The 16,717-nt window shown below is 72.0% G+C and carries 17 protein-coding genes; 9 read left to right on the top strand and 8 right to left on the bottom strand.

Features of this window, described 5'->3' with window-relative positions:
* The first annotated feature begins 107 nt into the window (after positions 1-107).
* Positions 108-1,742 carry an ABC-F family ATP-binding cassette domain-containing protein gene (locus CP983_RS37605; RefSeq protein WP_150504598.1) on the top strand — a complete coding sequence of 545 codons (1,635 nt, stop codon included), beginning with the start codon at positions 108-110 and terminating at the stop codon, positions 1,740-1,742.
* A gap of 83 nt (positions 1,743-1,825) precedes the next feature.
* Positions 1,826-3,451, top strand: a complete 1,626-nt coding sequence (locus CP983_RS37600) for an ABC-F family ATP-binding cassette domain-containing protein (protein WP_150504596.1) — start codon at positions 1,826-1,828, stop codon at positions 3,449-3,451.
* A 26-nt stretch (positions 3,452-3,477) separates the two neighbouring features.
* On the opposite strand, the gene CP983_RS37595 is transcribed toward CP983_RS37600, so the two are convergent.
* Entirely contained in the window at positions 3,478-4,344 is an 867-nt protein-coding gene (locus CP983_RS37595; protein WP_150504594.1) for an NmrA family NAD(P)-binding protein, read from the bottom strand.
* Complete coding sequence (locus CP983_RS37590; protein WP_150504592.1) at positions 4,341-4,814, bottom strand: nuclear transport factor 2 family protein; 474 nt, start codon at positions 4,812-4,814, stop codon at positions 4,341-4,343. Before CP983_RS37590 ends, CP983_RS37595 begins: the two co-directional genes overlap by 4 nt.
* A gap of 138 nt (positions 4,815-4,952) precedes the next feature.
* Here CP983_RS37590 and CP983_RS37585 point away from each other — a divergent pair, with 138 nt between their 5' ends.
* Positions 4,953-5,561, top strand: coding sequence for a TetR/AcrR family transcriptional regulator (locus tag CP983_RS37585; RefSeq protein ID WP_229914845.1), 609 nt, complete (start codon positions 4,953-4,955; stop codon positions 5,559-5,561).
* Here CP983_RS37585 and CP983_RS37580 read toward each other — a convergent pair.
* Positions 5,510-5,809, bottom strand: coding sequence for a hypothetical protein (locus CP983_RS37580; RefSeq protein ID WP_229914846.1), 300 nt, complete (start codon positions 5,807-5,809; stop codon positions 5,510-5,512). The genes CP983_RS37585 and CP983_RS37580 overlap by 52 nt on opposite strands.
* Positions 5,810-6,191: 382 nt before the next feature.
* Between CP983_RS37580 and CP983_RS37575 the strand changes: the two genes are divergently transcribed.
* Positions 6,192-6,986 carry a serine/threonine protein kinase gene (locus CP983_RS37575; protein WP_150504587.1) on the top strand — a complete coding sequence of 265 codons (795 nt, stop codon included), beginning with the start codon at positions 6,192-6,194 and terminating at the stop codon, positions 6,984-6,986.
* Positions 6,983-8,527 carry a serine/threonine-protein kinase gene (locus tag CP983_RS37570; protein ID WP_150504585.1) on the top strand — a complete coding sequence of 515 codons (1,545 nt, stop codon included), beginning with the start codon at positions 6,983-6,985 and terminating at the stop codon, positions 8,525-8,527. The genes CP983_RS37575 and CP983_RS37570 overlap by 4 nt, the downstream gene beginning before the upstream one ends.
* Positions 8,528-8,563: 36 nt before the next feature.
* Here CP983_RS37570 and CP983_RS37565 read toward each other — a convergent pair whose 3' ends face one another.
* Positions 8,564-9,712, bottom strand: coding sequence for a hypothetical protein (locus CP983_RS37565; RefSeq protein ID WP_150504584.1), 1,149 nt, complete (start codon positions 9,710-9,712; stop codon positions 8,564-8,566).
* Positions 9,713-9,953: 241 nt separating this feature from the next.
* Between CP983_RS37565 and CP983_RS37560 the strand changes: the two genes are divergently transcribed.
* Positions 9,954-12,050: a HelD family protein gene (locus CP983_RS37560; protein WP_150504582.1), complete on the top strand. Its 2,097-nt coding sequence runs from the start codon at positions 9,954-9,956 to the stop codon at positions 12,048-12,050.
* A 51-nt stretch (positions 12,051-12,101) separates the two neighbouring features.
* Entirely contained in the window at positions 12,102-12,317 is a 216-nt protein-coding gene (locus tag CP983_RS37555; RefSeq protein WP_150504580.1) for a hypothetical protein, read from the top strand.
* Between the two features lie 27 nt (positions 12,318-12,344).
* Here CP983_RS37555 and CP983_RS37550 read toward each other — a convergent pair whose 3' ends face one another.
* The 3 genes from CP983_RS37550 to CP983_RS45120 are packed head-to-tail and all read right to left on the bottom strand — an operon-like array spanning position 12,345 to position 13,494.
* Positions 12,345-12,551: a three-helix bundle dimerization domain-containing protein gene (locus CP983_RS37550; RefSeq protein ID WP_150504578.1), complete on the bottom strand. Its 207-nt coding sequence runs from the start codon at positions 12,549-12,551 to the stop codon at positions 12,345-12,347.
* A 47-nt stretch (positions 12,552-12,598) separates the two neighbouring features.
* Positions 12,599-12,994 (bottom strand): luciferase domain-containing protein, encoded by a 396-nt coding sequence (locus CP983_RS37545; RefSeq protein ID WP_150504576.1) that lies wholly within the window; start codon positions 12,992-12,994, stop codon positions 12,599-12,601.
* Between the two features lie 50 nt (positions 12,995-13,044).
* Positions 13,045-13,494: an aromatic-ring hydroxylase C-terminal domain-containing protein gene (locus CP983_RS45120; protein WP_341874900.1), complete on the bottom strand. Its 450-nt coding sequence runs from the start codon at positions 13,492-13,494 to the stop codon at positions 13,045-13,047.
* Between CP983_RS45120 and CP983_RS37535 the strand changes: the two genes are divergently transcribed.
* On the top strand, positions 13,431-13,874 hold the full coding sequence (locus tag CP983_RS37535) for a TetR/AcrR family transcriptional regulator C-terminal domain-containing protein (protein ID WP_229914847.1): 444 nt from the start codon (positions 13,431-13,433) through the stop codon (positions 13,872-13,874). The two genes, CP983_RS45120 and CP983_RS37535, sit on opposite strands and share 64 nt — an antisense overlap.
* A 169-nt stretch (positions 13,875-14,043) precedes the next feature.
* On the top strand, positions 14,044-15,321 hold the full coding sequence (locus tag CP983_RS37530; protein ID WP_150504572.1) for an alginate lyase family protein: 1,278 nt from the start codon (positions 14,044-14,046) through the stop codon (positions 15,319-15,321).
* Positions 15,322-15,352: 31 nt separating this feature from the next.
* Here CP983_RS37530 and CP983_RS37525 read toward each other — a convergent pair whose 3' ends face one another.
* Positions 15,353-16,585: a glycoside hydrolase family 88 protein gene (locus tag CP983_RS37525; protein WP_150504570.1), complete on the bottom strand. Its 1,233-nt coding sequence runs from the start codon at positions 16,583-16,585 to the stop codon at positions 15,353-15,355.
* Between the last annotated feature and the right edge of the window lie 132 nt (positions 16,586-16,717).

Raw genomic sequence — 16,717 nt, 5'->3', positions numbered from 1 at the left:
CCCCTCTCCCACTGTCTGCCGCCGGGGCAGAGCCATCACGCATGCCATCGCTGTCACGCCTGCCATGCGCCGAGCGCTCGCCCCTCCTTCACACGAGGTCACCCTTCATGCCCGACGCTTCCGTCGTCTGCTCCGCCCTGTCCTTCGCCTGGCCCGACGACACGCCCGTCTTCCAGGATCTGTCCTTCACCGTCGGCTCCGGCCGTACGGGTCTCGTCGCGCCCAACGGCACCGGCAAGAGCACTCTGCTCCAGCTGATCGCGGGCGAACTGCGACCCGGCGCGGGGTCGGTCGCCGTGTCCGGCACGCTCGGTCACCTCCCGCAGACCCTCCCCCTGACCGGCGATCTCACGGTCGCCGAGATCCTGGGCGTGGCCCCGGTCATCCGAGCCATCGACGCCGTGGAGTCCGGGGACGTCGCCGAAGAGCACTTCACGACCATCGGCGACGACTGGGACATCGAGGAACGCACCCGTGCCCAGCTGGACCGCCTCGGCCTGACCGACCTCTCCCTGGACCGCAGCCTCGGCACCCTCAGCGGCGGCCAGGTCGTCTCCCTCGGTCTGGCCGCCCAGTTGCTGAAGCGACCCGACGTACTCCTGCTCGACGAACCCACCAACAACCTCGACCTCGACGCCCGTCACAAGCTGTACGACGTGCTGGAGGACTTCACCGGGTGCCTGATCCTGGTCAGCCATGACCGTGCCCTGCTCGACCGGATGGACCGCATCGCCGAGCTCGACGGGAGCGAACTGCGCTTCTACGGCGGCAATTTCACCGAGTACGAGGCGGCCGTGTGGGCCGAGCAGGAGGTCGCCGAGAAGAACGTCCGCAACGCCGAGCAGGAGCTGAAGCGGGAGAAGCGGGAGATGCAGCAGGCGCGCGAGCGCGCGGAGCGCCGGCAGAGCAACGCCGCCCGCAACCTCAAGAGTGCCGGTCTGCCCCGCATCTTCGCGGGCAACATGAAGCGGGGAGCGCAGGAGTCCGCGGGCCGGGCCGGCCAGATGCACGCGGGCCGGGTCAGCGAGGCGAAGGCCCGGCTGGATGAGGCGGGACGGGCGTTGCGTGAGGAACAGCGCATCACGCTCGACCTTCCGGACACCCACGTGCCCGCCGGACGGAACCTGTTCCTCGGTGAAAGGCTCCGGGTCCGGCTCGGCGACAAGGACGTGTTCGCCGGCGAGGGCGTCGACCTGACGATCCGCGGCCCGGAGCGCATCGCGCTGACCGGCCCCAACGGCGCCGGGAAGAGCACGCTGCTGCGGGTGCTCAACGGCGAACTGCCCCTGGAGGGCGGCGAGATCAGGCGCGCCGACGGCCGTATCGCCTACCTCTCGCAGCGCCTGGACGTGCTGGACCTCGACCGTACGGTCGCCGAGAACTTCGCTGCCTTCGCCCCGCGGCGGCCGGAGGCCGAGCGGATGAACCTGCTCGCCCGCTTCCTCTTCCGGGGCGCGGGCGCCCATCTGCCCGTCGGGGTGCTCTCCGGCGGCGAGCGGCTGCGCGCCACGCTGGCGTGTGTGCTGTGCGCGGAGCCGGCCCCGCATCTGCTGCTCCTGGACGAACCGACGAACAACCTGGACCTGGTCAGCGCGGGCCAGTTGGAGAGTGCGCTGAACTCCTATCAGGGTGCCTTCGTGGTGGTCAGCCACGACGAACGGTTCCTGCGCGAGATCGGGGTCGGCCGGTGGCTGCGGCTGGCCGACGACGAGCTGACGGAGACGGGGGCGCCCGAGATGTGATCCGCCGCTGTGTCGACCTGGCCCGCGTCCGAGGTTTGCCGCCCCGCGGGCCGAGCACCGATCACATTGGACGGACCTGAACCATGCCTCAACCTGCCCTGCTCGCCCACGATCTCGTCCGCAACCTCGACGGCCGCAGAGTGCTCGACGGCGTCTCCCTGACCGCCGCCCCCGGGCGCCGTATCGGACTCATCGGCGAGAACGGCGTCGGCAAGTCGACCCTGCTGCGCCTGCTCGCGGGAGTCGACGAACCCGACGCCGGCAGCGTCACCCGCCCGCCCGATCTGGGCTTTCTGCAACAGGAGATGCCGTACGACGCCGACTCGACGATCGCCGACGTACTGGACGACGCGCTACGCGAGGCGAGGGACGACCTCGCCGAGCTGGACCGCCTCACCGATCAGCTCGCGGAGACCGCGCAGGACGCGCCCGAGCACACGGAGCTGCTCGCCGCCTACGGCGCCCGGCTCGAGCAGGCCCAGGACCGGGAGGCCTGGGACGCGGACCGGCGCGCCGAGCTCGTGCTCGACGGTCTCGGCCTCGGCTCCTTCGGGCACGACAGGACGCTCGCCTCGCTCTCCGGCGGGCAGCGCGGCCGGCTGGCACTGGCCGCGCTCCTGATCCGGCGGCCCTCCGCACTCCTGCTGGACGAGCCGACCAACCACCTCGACGACGGTGCCGCCGCCTTCGTCGAGGAACAGGTCCGGGACCTGCCCGGGGTCGTCGTACTGGCCAGCCACGACCGGGCATTCCTCGACGCCGTGTGCACGGACCTGATCGACCTCGACCCCGCGATCGACGGCCCGGTCCGATACGGCGGCAACTACTCGGCCTATCTGACGGAGAAACGCAAGGAGCGGGAGCGCTGGGAGCGGCGCTGGACCGAGGAGCAGGAGGAACTGGTCGCGCTGCGGGTGTCGGCCGGGGTCACCGCGCGCCGCGTCGCGCCGGACCGGGCACCGCGCGACAACGAGAAGATGGGCTACGGCCACCGGGCCGGCCGGGTGCAGAGCCAGATCTCCCGGCGGGTACGCAACGCCACTCGCCGGCTGGAGGACCTGGAACGCGACCAGGTCGGCGAGCCGCCGAGCCCGCTGCGGTTCCGGAGCACGGGGCTCACCACGCCGACAGCCGAGAAGGAGGAGGACGGCCCTCTGGTGTCGCTGGCCGGTGCCTGGGTGCCGGGTCGGCTCTCGCCGGTCAGTACGCGGATCCCGGCGACCGACCGGCTGCTGGTCACCGGCGGCAACGGGACCGGCAAGTCGACCCTGTTGGCCGTACTCGCCGGCCGGTTGACACCCGAGGGCGAGATGCGGCGACGGGAAGAGCTGACCGTGGGACTGCTCGCCCAGGACAGCATCTTCGAGTTCCCGGAGCGGACCGTGCGGGAGACGTACGGGCTGGTGTTGGGCGCTCGACGCGCCGAGGCGGTGCCGCTGGGCTCCCTCGGTCTGCTGCACGAGGTGGACCTGGACAAGGAGGTCGGCCGGCTCTCGGTCGGACAGCGCCGGCGTCTCGCGCTGGCTCTACTGGTGGCCAGGCCAACGGAGTTGCTGCTGCTCGACGAACCCACCAACCATCTGTCCCCGCGCCTGTGCGACGAACTGGAGGAGGCCTTGGGAACCGGCCCCGGCGCGATCGTCGTGGCCAGCCACGACCGCTGGCTGCGCGACCGCTGGCAGGGCCGCGAGCTGCGGCTCGCCCCCTGAAGAGGCGCCTCCTGGGCGGGACGGGATCAGCCCAGGAGGCGCAACTCCCGTTCCACCAGGGCTCGGAAGCTGCCCGCCGGACGGCCGGTGAGGCGTTGGACGGAGTCGGTGACGCGGTCCTCCGCCCCCTCGGCGACGGCCCGGTCCATGCCCGCCAGCATCGCGGCGAACTCCGCGGGCATCTGTGCGGCGAGCCGGTCGCGCATCTCCTCGTAGGACAGCTGCCGGTGGGCTACGGGGCGGCCGGTGACCTCGGTGATGACCGTGGCGATGTCGTCGTAGGAGAGCGCCTCGGGTCCGGTGAGGACGAGGTCGGTGTCGGGGGCGCGGTCGTCGGTCAGGGCGTGGACGGCCACGGCCGCGATGTCGTCGGCGTCGACGAAGCCGACGCGGCCGGTGCCGGCGGCCGTGCGGATGAGGCCCTCGGTACGGATGCTCGTGGCGTGCAGGTGGTCGCCGGTGAAGTTCTGCATGAACCAGGAGGGCCGCAATACCGCCCACTCGTCGAAGATGCCCGGCAGCGCCTGGTGCACGTACCCCACGGCCGGCCCGCCCTCCGGGATCGACGAGGCGCTGAGCAGCACCGCGCGCCGCACTCCGGCCGCGCGGGCCCGGCGCAGGAAGGGCAGGACGACGACAGCGGGGTCGGGGTCGCCGACGGGCGGGATGACGTAGACGCGGTCGACGCCGTCGAGGGCGGCGGCATGGGTGCCGGCGTCGTACCAGTCGAAGCGGACCGGCTCGGCTCCGGCCACGGGTGCCGCCTTGCGGCCGGCCGCCCTGACCGGGTGACCGGCGGCCGTCAGCCGTGCCGCGATGCGGCTGCCGGTGGTTCCGGTCGCGCCTGTCACGAGCGTGGTGCCGATGCCGGGACCGGCGCCGATCGCGGTCATCGGCTGCTCCCAGAAGAGTGGCCGCTCCCCGAAGCGTGGCCGCTCCCCGCGAAGTCGACCCCGGGTTCGAGGACGGCGAGCGGGTTCCAGTAGTCGCGGTAGGAGGTGAAGCGCCCCGCCTCCACCGTCACGACGGCGATGTACGTCATGTCGAAGGGGCGGTCGGCCTGCACCAGCCGGCCGACGCCGCGCATCTCGACCACGACGGTCCGCGGGTCGTCGGTCCGGTGGATCCTCAGGTCGGCCTCGGGGAAGTCGTGCAGGTCGATGTGGTCCGGGTAGGGCCGCATGTACTCGGCGATCGCCTCCCTCCCCTCCAGCCTCCGGGGCCAACCCGGGGGTGCGAAGGGGAACTCCATGACGCCGCCCTCGGCCCACAGGCCGATCCAGCCGGGGACGTCCTTGTCGAGCAGGAGTCGCAGGCTGTGGCGGTACAGCTCCGCCGGGGAGATCGATACGGGTGCGGACATGGGTATCCTCCGTCTCCTACAATGCGGACCACGGGTCCGGTTCGACCGACGATACGGACTCCGGGTCCGTTTTTCAATCGGAGCCGTTTCCCGACGGAGGAGCGGAGCCGTTTCCCGTCGAAGGAGTGGAGGAACCGCGTGCCCGAGCCCGAGCGCAGAGCGCGTAAGGATGCCGCCCGCAATCAGCAGGCAATTCTGGAAGCGGCCGACGCCCTGTTCGCCGGCTCCGAGAGCCCGGAGGACCTCACGATGGCCGACATCGCGGCGGCGGCCGGGGTCGGCAAGGGGACCGTGTTCCGTGCGTTCGGCGACCGCGCCGGACTGCTGCGCGCGCTGTACGAGGCACGGCTCGAACCGGTCCGCGAGGCCGTGGAGTCGGGGCCGCCGCCCCTCGGGCCCGGCACCCCGCCACAGGAGCGCGTGCCCGCGCTGCTCGACGCCGTCCTGTGCTTCAAACTCGACAACCGCCGCCTCGTGCTGGCCCTGGAGGAGCACGGGAGCAGCAGCCCGTACCAGGCGGGGCACTACGACGGATGGCACCGCCTGCTCCGGTCCGCCCTGGAGCAGCTCCCCGGGCTGCCGAACCCCGGATTCACCGCCCACGCCCTGCTCGCGGCCACCCGGGCCGACCTGGTCGAGCGCCTGGCCGGCGAGGAGGGCGTACCTCGCGAACTCCTGCGGACCCAACTGGCCGACTACGCCGTCAAGGTCGTGGCCTCTCCCCCGGACACCTCCGACCGGGGCTGAGGACCGGCGTTGTCCGTCGCTTCCGCCTCGCTCGCCGCCATGCCGACGAACCGGCGAACCGCCTCGACCGGCATGTCGAGCCCCTCGGAGGCGGCACGCTCGTCACCGAACACCTGGACGGCCTCCGCGACGGCAACGGCGAGTTCGGTCTCCGCCTTGCGGACCTTGACCTCGGCCTTGTCCACCGTGTCCACCACCGCCAGCTGGCGCCGCTGCTTCTCCTGGAGCCGCTGCTTGCGGGAAGGCATCTTGTCAGAGTTCTGCGCAATCACGACCAAGATCATAAGCGGGTCGGCGCATGCTTCCGAAATCAGCAACTCCCGCTGCCCCAGGGCCAGTTCATGAGCGGTCCCCGCGAGCGCGAGGAGCGGCGGGCTTCCTCGACCGCATCCCAGGCTCTCGCGTATCCCCAGGTCAACAGACCAGGGATGATCCCAGGGTCGCAGAACGCGCGTAGGAGGTTGCGGTGGCCGCTGGGAGCGGTGATGCTCTCGGTGTCGCAGCGACCCGGGTGGACCGACCATCCGCCGTCGACGGGAGCTGCGGCACCCGTCCACGCACCACTCGCCGGGCAGGCGGCCACCGGAGCCGGCTGCGGAACATCGGCGATCACATCGGGGGAGAACCGGCATGGAAACGATCATTGTCCAGCCGCCAGGTCCGTCGGGACCGGACATCGGGGGCGGGGGCAAGCCCGAGCTGCTGCACATGGGGCCGGGTGACGTGGCCGATTTCGGGCGGGGGCTGCCAGGCGGCGGGGGTGTCGCCATCGTTCTGCCCGACCCGGGCATCTCCCGGCGGGCGGGCCGGCTGGAGGCGGCCGACGACTACTGGCGGCTGTCGAACTTCAGCCGTGACTCCGCCTACGTCGTCGAGAACCTGGAGGGGGCCGGTGAGTACATCACCGTCGCGCCCGGCCGGCTCGGTGCGCCGGTGCCGTTCGAGTTCTCCCGGGTGGTCCTGCCCGCGCTGAACGGGACCGTCGAATTCAAGGTGTTCGCCCCGCAGCACGCCTATCTGGACGAGCGGTCGGCGCCCGGCGCCGGCGAGCAGACCGTGCACCCCTACGCGCTCGACGTCACGGCGAAGTACTTCCTCGTCCTGGTGGCACTGTGCGAACCGCGGCTGCGCGATCTGTCGGACAGCGCGCTGCCCGGCGTCGGGGACATCGTGGAGCGGCTGCGTCCGCTGGAGAGCTGCCGCGGTCTGACCCGCTCGGCCGTCAACTACCACATCGACTACCTGGCCTTCGCGAAGCTGCGCCTGGACGTCGGCGACGAACCCGGAGCGGACGGCAACGGCCGTACCGGCGCCAAGCGTGCCCGACTGGCCTCCCTCGCCCTGCGCTTCGGCCTGGTGCGGGAGGAACATCTCGCGCTGCTGCCGTCCCGCAGGCGGACCGTCCCGCAGGAGGCCGGCGCGTGAGCTCGTCAGGCTCCGGGGAGGACGTCGAGCAGAGTCCTCTCGGAACTCCGCGCCTGCCGGCGGGATTCCGGATCGACGGCTGGGAACTGGGCGCGGTCATCGGCTCGGGCGGCTGGGGCACCGTGTACGAGGCCCGCGCGGTCGCCGACGGTACGTCGGCCGCGGTGAAGGTGCTGCCGACCGGCGCCCTGGCCCCCGGTCAGCGTGCCGCGCTGGGCGAACTGGTCGCGCGTGAGGTGCGGTTCAGTGCCGAGGCGGACCATCCGCACCTCGTGCGGACCCGGGCCGTGTGCACCGTCGAGGCGCCGGACCTGCCCTCACTGGACGGGGCGATCGCGCTGGTCATGGACCGTGCCGAGGCCAGTCTGCGCCAGGTGTTGGAGGCCGCCGACAGCGGCTCTCCGGCGCCGGAGGCGGTGCGGATCCTGCGCGGCGTCGCCGCCGGGCTGGCCCATATGCACGGCGCCGGCTGGGTGCACGGCGACCTCAAGCCCGCCAATGTGCTGCTGGGCGCGGACGGGGAGGTCTGGCTCGCCGACTTCGGCCTGGCCACCGAACTCGACGGCACCCACGCCCACTTGCCGCCGCTCGGCACGCTCGACCACCTGCCGCCCGAGTGGTGGTCCCAGCGCACGGGGGCCGAGGGCACGGTGGTGCGGCCGACCGCCGACATCTGGGCGTTCGGCGTCCTCGCCCACCAGGTCCTCACCGGCGGCATCCACCCGTTCCCCGGCGCCACCGCACGCGCCCGATCGCTCGCCGCCCAGGCCTACGCCCGCGGCACCGCACCGCTGCGGCTCGACGCCGGACTGGACGACGACTGGCGCCGGCTCATCGGTGACTGCCTGGCGCCGGACCACATGGCCCGGCTCCCCCACACCACCGCGAGCCTCGTGACCCGGATCCAGCGGCTCTCCGGCACGCGTGGCCGACGCCGGCGGCTGCCGATCGCAGCGTTGTCACTGGTCGGTGTCACGGCCGCCGCCGCGGTCGGGTTCGCGCTGCTCGGGGGCGGCGACGATGAGGACCTCAAGCGCGGCGCCTCCCCCACCGTCACCGGCACACCCATCGTGGCCCCCGGTGAGATCCCGGAGGACTCCGACGTGCCCGAGTCGCTGCGCCCCGTGTTCGTCAACGCCGCCCGGCGCTGCACCGACGCGGAGGTCACGCCCGCGCTGCTCGCCGCGATGGTGAAGGCGGAGAGCGGGTTCGACGTGAACGCGGCCCGCCCGGAGGCCGAGGAGTACGGCATCGCCATGTGGACGCCTTCGGTGTTCCGGGCCTGGGCGGTGGACGGTGACGGCGACGGGGACAAGGACTACCGGTCGCCGGCGGACGCGATCTCCACGATGAGCCTGTACGTGTGCTGGCTGGACCAGCAGTTCAAGAAGGAGCATCTGCCGGCCGAGGAACTCCCCGCGCTGATCGCGGCCGGGTACCGCACGAGCGATCGCACGGTCATCGAGGAGCGCGGGGTGCCCGAGCGCGTGAAGCCGCACGTCGACAAGGTGCTCCGCTTCCTCGCCGCCTACGAGCGGTGAGGAAGCGGCCCCGCGCCGGTCACCGGCACGCGGTGGTCAGCAGTCCTTGACGTCCGGCAGCCGGTTGTCGGGCGAGCTGATGTAGATGTTCGAGATCCAGCCGCCGTACTGGGGCAGATAGGCCCACCAGTCGTTGGAGTACGGCGGCACGTCCACCTTCTGCCCCCTCTTCTGGCATCCCACCAACACCTCGACACCGGCGGGGAGTTGGGTCATCGGCGCGTTCTGGGTGGACGGGTCCCGGCGGACGTTCACATGGTCGCTCCAGGTGCCGTACCACCACCCCGCCGGCCGTGCGGCGCCCGGAAGGTTCAGGGAGCGGGTCAGCCTGCCGATGTCCGTGTACGCCTTCCCGTACGACGTGCCGGCCGGGTGCAGCGTGAACACGGCGACTATGTACCGGTCGCCGGCGCCCACGGTCCCGGTGCTGTGCAGTGCGGGCAGGGACAGGTTCACGTCGTCGGCGGGAGCCGGGGCCGGAGCCTGCGCCGCGGAGTGTGACGCGCTCGCCGCGCCTCCCGTCCCGCACGTGCCCTTCTCGTACGAACCCGACCAGCCCTGCTTCACCGCCCACGGCTTCTCGAACGCCCCGGCGATGCCGAAGTGCTGGTCGAAGTGGTCCGCGGCGCATCGCGTGGACTGGCGGAGGTTGCCCATGACGAAGTCGCGCACCGGGGCTGGCGCCGTGTCCAGGAGGTAGCGGTAGATCTTCACGGTGTCGCGGGCGGAGAGCGAGACGTAACCCCAGTAGCCCTCGTAACCGGCGGGCGGCGGGTTCGTGTCGGTCAGGCCGAGATTGCGGACCATGCGGGTGATGATCGCCGACCCGCCGTTCACCTCCCAGTAGTGGTTGGCCGCGTCGTCGTCGCTGCTGCGCAGCATCGGCTCCAGCAGGGCCCGGTCGGCGGCGGGCACGGTGTAGTCGGGGCCGCGGTTCCACAGGAAGTCCAGCGCCAGCAGCAGCTTGACGACGGAGGCGGACCTGAAGCGGGCGCTCGTGTTGAGCTGCTCGGTGAAGGTGCCGGTCTGCCGGTCGAAGACGGCTGCCCCCGCGGTGACACCGGTGGGCACCTGGACGGACGCGGCGGCGCTCGGGGGCCGGCCGCCGGGAGCGGCGGCGGCTGCGGACCCAGCCGCACCGCTGACGAGCAGCAGCGCGACGGCGGCAGCGAGAAGACGGCGCATGTGGTGCCTTTCGCAGTTGACGTTTTCAGGGCAGGGGAGGACGGCTGGGCAGAGGGCCGGTGGGGACACCCGCACCCTAGGGAGAGAGGAGGGTCTGCGGTCCCTGACAAATGTCAGGGTGACGGCGGCGGGGGCCGTCGCGTGGCGGCCCTGGGCGGCTGACGCACACAGGTAAGTCAAGACTTACCTTTGCGGCGGTCCGACCGCATAGTGGGGAGCCGCACCGAGAGGAGGCCCCCTGTTGTCGCAGTTCAGCGACGGTGCCGCGCGCCAGGTGAAGGCGGAGCAGGACCACGTGACCGCCGTGTACGACCTGCTCGACGTACGCGTGGGCGAGGCGCGCGGAGAGCTGACGGCGGTGCTCGGGTCACCGGTCGACAGCGCAGGCAGCGGGCGGGAGGTGTACGAGCGTGATCTCGCCGCCGAGCGTTGGACGAGGGAGGTCCGCCGGCTGGAGGCGGCCGAGACCGGGCTGGTCTTCGGCCGGATCGACGGCGCGGAGGGCAACGCCCTGCACATCGGCCGACTCGGACTGCACGGGGACAGCCTCGACCTGCCGCTGCTCGTCGACTGGCGGGCGGAGGCGGCGCGGCCCTTCTACGAGGCGACGACGGTCCGCCCCATGGGCCTGCGCCGGCGCCGGCACCTGCGGTTGGAGGACCGCACGGTCCGCTCGGTGAGCGACGAACTGCTCGATGCCTCCCCCGCCACCCCCGACGACGTCCTGGACGACAACCCCTTGGCCGAGGTCCTTCAGGCGCGGCGGACCGGGCGAATGCGCACGGCGGTCGCGACGCTCCAGACGGAGCAGCACGCGATCGTCCGCTCGCCGCACCGCGGGGTGACCGTGGTGCAGGGCGGACCCGGCACCGGCAAGACGGTGGTCGCCCTGCACCGGGCGGCGTACGTGCTGTACGCGTTCGCGCGGATCGCCGAGCGCGGCGTCCTGGTGCTGGGGCCGAACGCGCGCTTCCTCGACTACGTCTCCCAGGTGCTGCCCTCGCTCGGCGAGAACGACGTGGTCCTGGCGACCTGCGAGGAGCTGGCCGGGATCGAGCCGCAGACGGTCGAGCCATGGGAAGTGGCGCGATTGAAGGGGAGTTCGGTGCTGGCGGACGCGCTGGCCCGCCTGGTGCGCGGCCGGCAGGCGGTGGCCGGCGACTTCACCGTACGGCTGGGGCAGGAGCCGGTCCGGCTGCCGGAGCGGGACGTCGCGAGGGCGCGGGACGGCGCCGTGGCCACCGGCCTGGGGCACAATCGCGCTCGCCAGGTCTTCAAGGGACTCCTGATCGACGCGGTCACCGACCTCCTGGAGCGCGGTGCCGTGCAGGCCCTGGAGCGCATCGACGCCGAGGTCGCCGAGGCCACCGGCCTGGATCTGGACCGTGCCGCGGCGGACGATCTGCGCACCCTCGGCTTCGACGACGCGCCGGCCGCCGCACCGGTGGACGCGTTCGACGCGGACGCCGTCCGGGCCGGCCTTCTCGACGATGCCCATGTGGACCTCGCCGTCGAGGCTCTCTGGCCGCGGCTGGTGCCCGAGGACGTCGTACGGGCGCTGCTGACGGACCCCGACGCGCTGGCCGAGCACCTCTCGCACCTCACGGGCGAGGAGCGGGCGCTGCTGCTGCGCGCACCCGGCGCGCCGTGGTCCGACGCGGACGTGCCGCTGCTCGACGAGGCGGCGAGCCTGGTCGACGGCCCGCCCCGGCAGACGTACGGGCATGTCGTCGTGGACGAGGCGCAGGAGATCACCGACATGCAGTGGCGGATGATCGTCCGTCGGTGCCCGGCGAGGTCGATGACGCTGGTGGGCGATTTCGCCCAGGCGGGCCCGGCCTCGACCGCACGCACCTGGTCCGAGGCGCTGGGTCCGGCCCTCGGTCCGCGGTTCGACCTGCACACCCTGACCGTCGGCTACCGCACCACCCAGGAGATCCTGGAGACCACCGGCGACCTCCTCGCGCGGATCGCCCCCGGCCGGACACCGAGCCGCTCGATCCGGCACGGCGAGGCTCCTCGCGTCCTCGCTGCCCGCCCGGACACCGTCGCCGCCACCCTGGCCGAGGAACTCCGGGCCCAGGCGGCGGAGCACCCCGGTGAACTGCTCGGGGTCATCTGCGCCGACGCCCGGACCGACGAGCTGCGCTCCGCCGGGGTCACACGATGGGCGCAACTGATACCGGCGTCCCAGGCACGCGGCCTGGAATTCGACGGCGTGGTCGTCGTCGACCCGGAGGAGATCGTCGCGGCCCGCGGCAGCGGGGAACGCGACCTCTACGTGAGTCTCACCAGGGCCACGAAGCGGCTGTGCACGATCACCGTCAGCCCCGGGTGACGGGCCGGCGCTCCGCATGCGCCCGCCCGGTGTCGGCCGCACCCTTGTGCCATGGCCGTCGCGCAACCGATTGTCGTCTACCCACTCGCCGAGGACGGCGGGCGACGGGTCCGTGTCGACGACCGGTTCGTGGGCATGGCGTACGGCCTGCTCGACATCGTCGAGTTCCTGCGCCTGGCCGGCCTGGACGAGGTGGACGACGACTGGGTCCGCGAGTCCGAGCTGATCGAGTGGCGCGGCAGCGGGCCGGACGGCTGGGACCGGTAGCGAAGGCCCCGAACCTCTCCGGTCCGGTCAGCCCGCCGATTCGTGCAGGATGATCCGGGCCCTTCGCTCGACGAGTACCGGAACGAATTCGCGCACCGGCCGGCCCGCGAAGGTCGCGTGGGCTTTCGCCACGGCCTCCTCGACCTCGGCCGGGCTGTGTGTGGCGCCGAAGGCGCTCTTCAGGCGTTCCGCCACCAAGCGGATGGCGTCTTCCTCGCGTGTTGTCTCAGCCACGGTGCACCCTGCCCAAAGCCCGTACGACCTGCCCTGAGGCCCATATCTCAGTCTGCGCCGAAACCTTGGCGCGCGACCACCGCGCTACGGCGGTCATTGCACCGGGCTCGTGACCCCTGCTCGGGGAGCGGCAGGCTCTGGTGGGCGCGCAGGGCGAGGCTGACCAAGGTCATCAGCAGGTCGAAGTCCGCCACGACCTCCATGCGCACCGTCACCCAGTGCGAGCCAGGGATCAGCCGGACCGCCGTCGCGGCTTCGAGGTGTTCCTCGAACCGTCGGATGACCCGCGCCGTGAGGCAGAGGTCGAGGTCCTGGTCGGAATGGAAATGTGCGATCTCACCGTGGGCTGCGGCCAGTGCCCGGCCGGTTCCGCAGCTCGGTTCCACCTCGGTGAGGTCGGGCCAGGTCGCCAATTGCGCGAAGGCTCGCGCGGCCAACGTCATGCGCCCATCATTCACCCCTCACCGCACGGCCACCAGAAGGTGAGGATCCCTTAACCGTTCCGTTCGCGTGATTGTCCTGATCCGGTTTCGACGATCTTCCGCCACGGCGAACCCTGCGCGGAATGCATCCCCTCTGCGGTGTCGTCCCGTTCGGCGGCCCAGGCGACATGGCCGTCGGGGCGGATCAGGGCGGCGCGCAGCTCCCGCCAGGCCGCCGGGGGCCGGTCGAGCGGGCCGGCGTGGACGGCGAGGCCCTGCCTCGGGCTGGCCGGTGTGCCGTCCGGCGTGAGGCCGAGGAGCAGGTGGGCGTCGGGGCGGAGGAGCTCGAACAGCCTCCTGTCCGTGCCGGTGAGGGCGAGGTCGGGGGCGCGGGTGCCGGTGAGGGGGTGGGCGGCCGGATCCGTCGAGGGGTAGTGGACGGCTAGCCCGGTGAGCCGTGCTGGAGCTGATGGCGGACGCGGTCGTCGGCGAGGTCCCGCTCGACGACCTCCCCGACTCACCCGGCCTGCGTGCCCCCGAGGTGATCCGTCGCTACCGGAGGGCGCTGCTGGCCCACCGCGACGGAGCCGCGCTCGTCGTCGGCACCTACGCCGCCGAACCGCACACCCTGCACCTGGCGGAGACGCTCGTCGCCGCGCTCCTGGACGACGGGCTGAACGAGCGCGAGGCGGCCTGGACCGCATGGACGCTGATCTACTTCACCCTCGGCCTCACCCAGGAGGAACAGGCGGCCGAACAGCAGTCGTTGGACGATCGCCTCGCGACCGCGATCTCCCGGACGACCCACCCCGCCCTGTACCGGACCCTCGGACATCTCACCTCCGAGTCCTTCGACGAGCGCTTCGAGTTCGGCCTGAACTCGATCCTCGGCCGACGGTGAACGCGGCACACGTCGGAGCCGGCCCCGCCTGAAGGTCCGCACCAACAAACCGCCGCACACCCCTTTCCCCTCCCCGACCGCCATGCCATGCTCACGCTCAACGCGCACGCAAATATGAACTTGGTTCATATCCATGAACATCGTGAAGAGCACAGCATGGAGGGCGGACATGAGCGCACAACCCCGACTGGGCGTCCTGCTGGTGGCCCTGGCCGCGTTCACGACGGGCGCCGTCCCCGTCGCCACGGCCGGCGCTGAGGCACGGCACGCGCCCCGCGTCCCGCACACCGCCGTCCTGGACGGCGCCCGGCTCCAGCAGACGAAGGTCCGCCTCGACCGCGGCGATCCCCGACTCCGGCGCGCGGTGCAGGCGTTGACGGCCCGCGCCGACAAGTGGCTGAACCAGGGCCCGTGGACCGTCGTCGACAAGCCCCGTCCCGCCCCCGGCGGCGACGTCCACGACTACCTCAGCCAGGCCCCCTACTGGTGGCCCTCCAAGACCCCGACCCAGGACAACCCCTGGGGCTGCCCGTACGTGCAGCGCGACGGCGAGCGCAACCCCGAGGTCGACACCGGCACCGACCGCCAGGACGTCGAGAAGACCTTCGACTCCGCCTACGACCTCTCCCTCGCCTGGTACTACACCGGCGACAAGCGCTACGCGCAGAAGGCGGGGCAGGTGCTGCGCACCTGGTTCCTCGACCCGGCCACCCGCATGAACCCGAACCTGGACCACGCCCAGTTCATCCCGTGCAAGTACGACGGCCGGGCCATCGGCATCATCGACTTCTCGCAGTCGTACACGAGCGTCCTCGACGCGATCGCCCTCCTGGAGACCGGCGCCCCGGGCTGGAGTGCGAAGGACCGCACCGCCATGGCCAAGTGGAACACCGACTTCCGCGACTGGCTCAGGAACAGCGACTTCGGCAAGCAGGAGGCCGCCGCCACCAACAACCACGGCACCTTCTACGACATGCAGCTCGCCGCCCTCGCGTACGCGACCGGCGACAAGGACCTGGCCCGCCGGACGGTGCTGGACTCCCGGACCAAGCGCATCGCGCCGCAGATCGCCGCCGACGGCAGCCAGCCCCAGGAACTGGCCCGCACCAGGAGCTGGCACTACTCGACGTTCGACCTGGTCGCCTACACCCGGCTCGCGGCCATCGGCCGGCACGTCGGCGTGAACCTGTGGGCCTACCAGGGGCCCGACGGACAGAGCCTGTTCAAGGCGGTGGACTATTTGCTGCCCGCCGCGACGGGCGCCGCCGCCTGGCCGCACCCGGAGCTGGAGTTCCACCGGTTCGCGGCGACCGACGTCGTCCATGCCGCCGCCGACGCCGGGGACAAGCAGGCGCAGCGGGCCGTACCGCTGCTGGAGGAGCCGCCGGGCGGTGACCTGTGGGACCTGCGCCCGGCGGCGGAACAGCTGGACTCGATCGCGGGCTGACCGGCGCCGGCCGGTCGGCCCGCGTGGGCCGTCACACCGTGGACAGGTCGATCGCCCGGTCGACGTCCTGCGGCCGGAGCACGCGCAGGATGCCCTCCAGCAGGTAGTAGTCGGCGTACGGCAGGGAGATCTCGACGCCGTCCTCGCTCGGCCGGTTGCGCGTGCACCGGGCGACGACGGCGTCCGCACGGGCCGAGTTCCGCGTCAGACAGGTCTCCGCCAGCGCGGTCAGCAGCCGCAGCGCCACGTCACGGTAGGACTGCCGGCCGGTGGCCGCGGCGAGGTCGAGCAGACCGCACGCCATGATCGCGCCGGCGGAGGCGTCCTTGATGTCGTACGGCTGCTGCGGGGCGCGGTAGTCCCACACCGGGACGTGGTCCGGGGTGAGCACCCCCACGGCGTAGTCCGCGAGCTTGCGGGCGGTGGCGAGGAACTCGGCGTTCCCGGTGCGGCGGTACATGGTGGTGAAGCCGTACAGCCCCCACGCCTGTCCCCGCGACCAGCACGAGGTGGGGCTGTAGCCCTGCACGGTGTTCGGGCCGATCGCGGCGCCGCTCACCGGGTCGAAGTCGTAGACGTGCGGGGTCGATCCGTCCGCGCGCGGGAAGACCCGCTGGGCGGTCTTCGAGTGCGCCACGGCGATGTCCAGATACTTGGCGTCCCCGGTCTGGCTGCTCGCGAAGGCCAGCAGGTCGAGGTTCATCATCGTGTCGATGATGACCCGGCCCGCGTTCCCGGTGTCGTTCAGGGCGCCCCAGGCTCTGATGAAGCGTCCGCGCGGGTTGTACCGCCGGATCAGCGAGTCGGCCGCCCGCAGGGCACCGGTCCGCCACTTGCCGTCGCCCGTCAGCCGCCAGGCGGTGACCCAGGACGGGTAGAAGAGGAATCCGAGGTCGTGCGTGCCGGTGTCGTTCTGGCGGGGGGCCAGCTTCTCCGCCGAGGCGAGCGCCCAGGTACGGAAGGCGTCGTCGCCGCTGTGCAGCCAGGCCATCCACAGCGTGCCGGGCCAGAATCCGCCGACCCAGTCGCCGTTCTGCGAGTAGGTCCACTTCTCGAACTTCGTGCCGACGGGGAAGGCGGTCACGGTCGGTGCGACCGCGTGGAGCTTGTCGACGGCGTAGTCGGCCGCGGCCTGGAACTTGCGCAGGGTCGGTACCGGCACACGGTCGGCGGTCAGGTCCGCGGCCGCGGCCGGCGTCGAGGACGCCCCCAACGCCGCGGCACCGGCCGCCGTGGCCAGCACAGTTCGCCGGGAAACAGTCATGGCGGTACCTCCAACTGGTCAACGGGAGAACGGAGTTGACCGAGCCTTGCACGACCGGCACTGACATGTACACCCACGTGAGTGATGTTCATCCACATGAACGCCATGCCGTCACCTTCGCCCCGGCGGGCC

Source organism: Streptomyces chartreusis, assembly GCF_008704715.1.
In the GTDB taxonomy this organism is placed as follows: domain Bacteria; phylum Actinomycetota; class Actinomycetes; order Streptomycetales; family Streptomycetaceae; genus Streptomyces; species Streptomyces chartreusis.
This window is presented reverse-complemented; position numbering and strand designations above follow the sequence as displayed.